This is a genomic window from Hyalangium sp., assembly GCF_045802625.1.
Classification (GTDB): domain Bacteria; phylum Myxococcota; class Myxococcia; order Myxococcales; family Myxococcaceae; genus Hyalangium.
Window position 1 is genome coordinate 1 of sequence record NZ_JBJMQP010000164.1, and the last position, 6,185, is coordinate 6,185.

The following is a 6,185-nucleotide window of genomic DNA, read 5'->3' on the forward strand; positions in this document are numbered from 1 at the left end:
CCAGTTCCCACTGTGCGTCGCTCAAATCCGAGGGGTAGTGCTTGCGGTCAGCCACCTGGGGCGTAGGGCTCATGACCCAGGCCATAGAACACGCAGCCGTCCCGGGCAACCTGCCAAGTAGGACGGCCCGTGTCCCACCAGACAGAGCAACACGACAGGCACTCGGCAGCTCAGCCGCCAGTTCTGCCTTGGGTTCGATAGGTTGCTGGGGGAGCACTACATCTTGGGCCTGCTCACTTCAGCTCAACACCCTCTCAGTGAGGAGGTCCAGCGGTTCAAGAAGGAAGAGAACTCCGTCGATCACGCCTACGCGACGCTTCTCGCAAACGGCCAAGTGAAGAAGACGCCGTTTCTCCGCAAGAAGTTCTGGCGGTCGAAAAACGAGGACATGGACATCGCTGTCGAGGTCTTCTCTGGCCCCGGGAAGGCGGCGGTCTTGGTTCACCTGAAGAACACCTACTACGGCGACTCCGGTGAGCCGTGGAAGTTCGATGGCGCCTACGTGACCCGCGACTACACGAGTTTCACCTCTCGCCCCTTTGCGATTCGCTTGGAGCACTCCACCATCGAGCCCGGCCAGTCTGGGAAGATCGCGGTCGTCGTGGACAAGAGCGCCTTCGAGACAAAGGACGGGAACCTGACCGATCTCGCCCTCCAGATCTTCCGTGGCGATGGTCTGTTACAGGTGGCCGTGGCACTGGAAGCCTCGCTCATTCGCCAGTAGAACCGCCGCTCATGCCCACCATCAAAGCCCTCCTACTCTGTTTGGGCCTCCTACTCGCTACGTCTCTCGGCTGCACCACGACCGGCGGAGTGTCGCTGCGCCCGGATGGCACTCCTGGTCCGCAGGAATGCCCAGAGGAAGCCAAGCGGGTGATGGAGGCGCTGAAACTGCATGTGGGGGATGCCGCCTGGGTAGAACTCGATGCGAACCAGATCAGTTCCAAGCGCATCACGCTCTATGACGGCCCTATCGAGAGCATTCTCAACGGCGATCTCGGCACTCTTGAAGAGACGACCCGCTTGTACGGGCAGGTCTGGACGACTGGCCCACAGGTCGTCATCCGGTACTATGAGGCCCACCCAGCGGACAGCGGGAAGCTCCCGATCTGCGCGGTGGCCCGGCTCAGCTATGACCAGATGCGCAAGCTGCCCGAGTCCAAGCCCGGGATGGCCATCCTCGATGGCTCTACTGCGGCGGCCTACATCGTTGACGCCTTCCGGTGAGCCCTACCCCTTTCGACCAAGTGGACCCATGACGCACTGTGCCACCACCGGCGCAATACCCCTTTCGATCCCTTGGCCTTGTCAGGGTCCGGGCTAACGTACCCGGCCTCGATTCCTACCGAGCCTAGAAGGAGAGGGGTAGGGTGATGGAGAGGATCTTCCCCTGTCTTCTCAGGCACTTGCGCGACCATCAATTCGTGAAGCGCGTTCCCGGGTTCACGGTGCCGGGGGCGGTTCATCCAGGCCCGCTAGGTTCTCCTCGGCGGCTTGGCGATACACGGGCACCACCTCCACGGCCAGCAGGTCGCGCATCTGCTGACGTGCACCTTCGAGGTCACCCGCATCCCGGAGGTCCATCATTCGCAAGAGGGCCCGTCCGAGCCGCCTGCTTCCTCTCTGCCTGCGCCCCACGATCTCTCGGAGCAAGGCTCCTGCACTCCTTGGATTCGACAGGGCCGCTTGGGCTTCGGCCTTGCTGATGCCCGCTTCTGCGGCGGCACGACGAAGGAAGGAGCGCATGCCTTCTGTGAGTTTCAGCGGCTCGCTTTGATCGAGGCGGTGCAGAAGGATCGTAAGTTGAGAGAGTGCAGGCAGCTTCGGATCCACTCGCCCCGTTTTCGCAACTTTCTGGAGCCGGGCGATGCTCGCCAGCATGTTCCTGGCCTGCTTGCGGTAGAGGGGCACGACCTCGACCGCGAGCAACTGCTCGAACTGTTCACGTGCCCCATTCAGATCCCCGGCATCTTCCCGGCGAGAGGCGCAGTCCTCAGCTACCGCTAGCCGCCGCGCCCCATCTTGGATGCGCCTTCTGATCTGCCGGAGCAGCACCTTGGCGCTGGACGGGCTGCGGAGGGCCTTCGCTGCGTCCTGGGCGGGGATCGCCACTTCCCGCGCTGAACGGCGCAACAGGGTCCGCGCTTCGTCCGTGAGTTCCAGTGGCTCGCTCTGGTCCAACACTCGCTGCGCCAAGACTCGGATGGGGTCCCAGTCAATCTTGCCGCCCATGGGTCGACCTCTAGTTCTGTTTCCGTGGGTCTGGGCACATCTCCTTTGGCCACTCGCGCTGGCCCTCACAGCGACGCAAGCAGTCGTAACAAGGGCCGATCAACTTGCCATTCTGGCAGGCAACGTACTTTTTGATGCAGTCCCTCTTCCACTTCGGAACTTGCCCCGCTGCGTCGACCTGATCTCCAGCCTGCGTAGCCTCGGTCCCGTCTGCGGTCTGCGTGGCCTCGGTCCCCGAGGTGCTATCCATGGTCGCGTAGACTTCGGCCAGGGCCTTGAGGCCTACCCCTTCCGGCCAGCCCGACTGTAACGCATCGCATCATACTCCTTTCGGATCATTGGAGAAGTCAGGGGCCGGGCTAACGTACCCGGCCTCGATTCCTACCGAGCCTAGAAGGAGAGGGGATGAGCCAGAGCGTCAGTCCAGAAGGTGCGCGGGTGCGTTGGTGGGTGGCGGGGGCATTCACCCCCTCGCCCTCGGGCCGCAAGTTCCTGCTCACGGGAGACTCGTTCGCCTCGGAGCTGGCCAAGGCCGCCTCGGGCCTGCGCGCCACCGTGCCGGACAGGCTGGGCGGGGCCGAGCACCGCACGTTCGAGCTGTCCTTCGACAAGCTGCGCGCCTTCCAGGCCATGGACCTGATCGCCGCCGTGCCCGAGCTCAAGAAGCTCCAGGCGCTCACCGAGGGGTTCATGAAGGCGGACCCCTCGCGCCCGCTCACCCCCGAGGAGGGCGCCGCGCGAGTGGCCGAGGTGGTGGGCGCGGGCCGGCTGTCCAACGCCGTGTCCGCGGCCCTGGGCGGCAAGCCCGAGCCCACCCCGCCCCCTCCGAGCACCCCGGCCGCCTCCTCTCAGGGTGGAGGAGATCTCGTCGGCGAGCTGCTCGCCTCGGCGGAGGCCTCCTCTCCCACGGCCGTGGCCAAGGCGGGCGTGGACTCCTTCATCAAGGCCATGGCGCCCAAGGCCGCCGGGCCCGCTCGCATGAGCCCCGATGCACGCCGCGCGGTGCGCGACGCCATCGAGCTGGCGCTGATCCACACCGCGAAGGACCTGCTGGCCGCCGAGCCCGTGGCGCGGCTCGAGGCCGGCTGGCGCGGCCTGAAGTTCCTCCTGGAGCAGTGCCCCACCGCGTCCGGCATCGCCATCGAGGTGGTGGACGTGGAGCCCGCGCAGGTGCCCGAGGCGCTGGAGCAGGCGGTGAACGCCGAGCCCTTCGAGCGCCCGGACGTGTGCTTCGTGGTGGACGCCACGGATGACGTGGCGCGGCTGCGCAAGCTGGCCTCGGTGGCCGAGGAGGCCCAGGTGCCCGTGGTGGTGGCGGTGACGCCCGCGCTGCTGGGCACCACGCTGGGCCAGCTCTCCACCGCGCTGGAGGATGCGGCCCTTGGCACCCAGGGCGACTGGGCCGAGCTGCGCAAGGACGACTCCACGCGCTGGCTGTGCCCGGTGCTCAACCGCATGGTGGCCGCGAGCGAGAAGCGCGGCGTGCTCAACCGCGCCAGCTTCGCCAGCCCCACGTTCGCGGTGGCGGCGATGCTCTCGGCGAGCTTCCAGGCCACCAGCGGCTTCGCGCGCATTACGGGCCAGACGGGCGGCCTGCGCGCCCCGGGCACCTGGGAGCCTTCGACGGGCAAGGAGGCCGGCTCGGCCTACCCCACCGAGGCGTTCCTCTCCATCCGCATGCAGACGCGCCTGTCGGAGCTGGGCATCCTGGGCGTGGGCAGCGGGCGCAACACGGACATGCTGCTGCTCTCGGTGGCGCCCATGGCGTGCGGCAACCCCCACGTCATGCCGCTGCCGGCGCAGATCCTCACCGGCCGGATCGTCCGCTTCGCGCTGTGGGTGAGAGATCAGCTCCCGGCGGGCTCCAGCGCCCAGGACATGTCCACGCTCTTCTCGCAGGCCGCCGAGGTGTTCCTCTTCGGAGGCTCGCCGGAGCTGGGCAAGCTGGAGGCGCAGCTGGTGCCGGGCGAGGGAGGCAACCAGCTCATCAAGGTGGCCGCCGCCGTGAAGCCAGAGCAGGCGGGGACCCGCTTCCAGCTCGAGTTCTCCCTGCCGCTGCGCCACTGAGGCGGCGCCCCCGAGCACCGCGCCCGTTCCCTCCCCTCGGCTCGAACGGGCGCCGGGCCCTCCGCTCCCCTCAGTTCCCCAGCGAGCGGTCGGTCCCCTTGCCCCGCTGATCATGCACCACGGTGACGGCGGTGGTGCCCGTCACGGTGGCTCCGCTGGCGTCCGTGCAGTCCACCCAGAGGGTGTAGATGCGAGTGGTCAGCGGCCCGGCCCGCTCCGCGCGCAGATCCACGGTCAGCGGCCCGACGATGTCCCAGTCATAGTTGGTGTTGCCATCGCCGCGCCCGTTGATGGGCTCGTTGCTCGTCACCCTCCCGATGTGACACTGCACCCCGCCGTTGGCGCCGCCGCCGCCGCAGTTGTCGGTGGCCTGCACGCTCACCCCGATCCGCACCAGCTTGTGGTCGGGCGGCCAGAGCGTGTCCTGGCTCGGCGTGGCGCCGGTGATGGTGGGCGGCGTCACGTCGATGATCGTCTGCGTGGTGGTGGCCGTGGTGCTGTTGCCCGCCAGATCCGTGGCCTTCAGCTGGATGACGTGCGGGCCCACCCCCGACACCATCTGGCCCGCGGCGGGGCTCTGCGTGAGGAGAATCCGGTTCGCCGGGGTGCAGTTGTCCGAAGCCTTCGCCCCACCCGCGATCGCATCCCGCACCATTGCTCGGCACGAGCTGTCCGCCACGGTGGTCGTCGGCGGGGGCGGGATCAGCGTGGGCGGCTCGCGATCATTCACGGTGACGGTGAAGCCACAGCTCGCGCTCAGCCCCTGCTTGTCCACCACCGTGCACGTCACGGGGGTGACACCTCCCGGGAAGATGCTGCCCGTCAGGGACGAGCAGGAGACGGACTCCACGCCCCCTGGCGCCGTCGCGTTCGGTGGCGGGAAGTAGGCCCGCGCGCCACACGTGGCCGGAGCCGTGTCCACCACGACGTTCGCCGGGCAGGAGATCGCCGGAGGCCCGCCGGCCCTGTGGATGACGGTGACGACCACCTCGTCAGTGGCCACGTCGTTGCGGCCGTTGCTCAGGATGAGGGTGATCTCGTACACGCCCGGCCGCAGGTCGACGGTGACGACAGGCTGGTCCGTGTCCGCCAGCACCTCGTCACCCAGCATCCAGACGTAGTGCAGCGGGTAGGAAGCGGAGTCGGTGGTGGAGCCCGAGCCATCCAGCGTGACAGGGATGGTGGGGGCCGGCCCATAGAACGTCCCGTCCATGCCCGCGTTGGCCCACAGGTACTCGTCGCTCACCTCCACCTGGCCCGCCAGGGCGATGATGGCGCCGTTGGCGTCGCTCAGGGTGACGGCATCGAAGCCGAAGCTCCCGTCGAAGTGGTTGTAGGCCGGCGAGTTCACGTCGTCTCGAGTCACCCCCAGCGCCTGCTGGCCGAACGCCGTCACCGAGTACGGCGGCTTCGCGCCGGCGGTGGCGAACATGTCGAAGGGAAGGAACTCATAGCGGTCTCGCTGCGTGAGGCCCGCGCCCGTGCCGCTCTCGGAGAAGGCCACCACGCCGCGCAGCTCCTTCAAGAACCGGGCAACGTCGAGCCGGTGGAGCTTGAGCACGTCCAGCTCCGCCTGCGTCAGCAGCGCGCGATCCGAGGCCACCACGAGGGCGCTGAAGCGCGTGCTCAGCGTGCTCCACCAGGAGGCCGGCATCGCCCCGAGCTGGGCCGCGTTCATGTGGAGGAAGTCCCGGCCCTCCATGAACCCCGCGGCCTGGAGCCCCTCCTTGCCGGAGCGGTAGCCCGCGGGCGGCGCCATGCGGGACTCCACCCAGAGGAACGGCAGCGCGTTGCCCGCGCGCGCGTAGGCCAGCGAGCGAATCAGCAGCCGCGCGGCGCCGGAGTCGTCCACGGCGTGGAAGTCGGGCGCATGGCCGGTGACGACG

Annotated in this window: 5 protein-coding genes; 3 read left to right on the forward strand and 2 right to left on the reverse strand. The window is 68.0% G+C overall.

The annotated features are described in order from the left end of the window. The first annotated feature begins 223 nt into the window (after nucleotides 1–223). Nucleotides 224–724: a DUF2381 family protein gene (locus ACJ8AT_RS29825; RefSeq protein ID WP_407741325.1), complete on the forward strand. Its 501-nt coding sequence runs from the start codon at nucleotides 224–226 to the stop codon at nucleotides 722–724. Nucleotides 725–735: 11 nt separating this feature from the next. Next, nucleotides 736–1,227, forward strand: a complete 492-nt coding sequence (locus ACJ8AT_RS29830) for a serine/threonine protein kinase (protein WP_407741326.1) — start codon at nucleotides 736–738, stop codon at nucleotides 1,225–1,227. 216 nt (nucleotides 1,228–1,443) lie between these two features. Here the strand turns inward: ACJ8AT_RS29830 and ACJ8AT_RS29835 are convergent, their stop codons facing one another. Beyond that, complete coding sequence (locus ACJ8AT_RS29835) at nucleotides 1,444–2,232, reverse strand: DUSAM domain-containing protein (RefSeq protein WP_407741327.1); 789 nt, start codon at nucleotides 2,230–2,232, stop codon at nucleotides 1,444–1,446. Nucleotides 2,233–2,637: 405 nt separating this feature from the next. Here ACJ8AT_RS29835 and ACJ8AT_RS29840 point away from each other — a divergent pair, with 405 nt between their 5' ends. Then, nucleotides 2,638–4,299, forward strand: coding sequence for a type VI secretion system contractile sheath domain-containing protein (locus ACJ8AT_RS29840; RefSeq protein ID WP_407741328.1), 1,662 nt, complete (start codon nucleotides 2,638–2,640; stop codon nucleotides 4,297–4,299). A 70-nt stretch (nucleotides 4,300–4,369) separates the two neighbouring features. On the opposite strand, the gene ACJ8AT_RS29845 is transcribed toward ACJ8AT_RS29840, so the two are convergent. Continuing rightward, nucleotides 4,370–6,185, reverse strand: a 1,816-nt coding sequence (locus ACJ8AT_RS29845) for an HYR domain-containing protein (RefSeq protein WP_407741329.1), incomplete at its 5' end; no start/stop codon positions are given.

Coding starts and splice junctions, on each gene's coding strand:
- ACJ8AT_RS29835 (WP_407741327.1), bottom strand. CDS start 2,232: ATGGGCGGCAAGATTGACTGGGACCCCATCCGAGTCTTGGCGCAGCGA.
- ACJ8AT_RS29830 (WP_407741326.1), top strand. CDS start 736: ATGCCCACCATCAAAGCCCTCCTACTCTGTTTGGGCCTCCTACTCGCT.
- ACJ8AT_RS29840 (WP_407741328.1), top strand. CDS start 2,638: ATGAGCCAGAGCGTCAGTCCAGAAGGTGCGCGGGTGCGTTGGTGGGTG.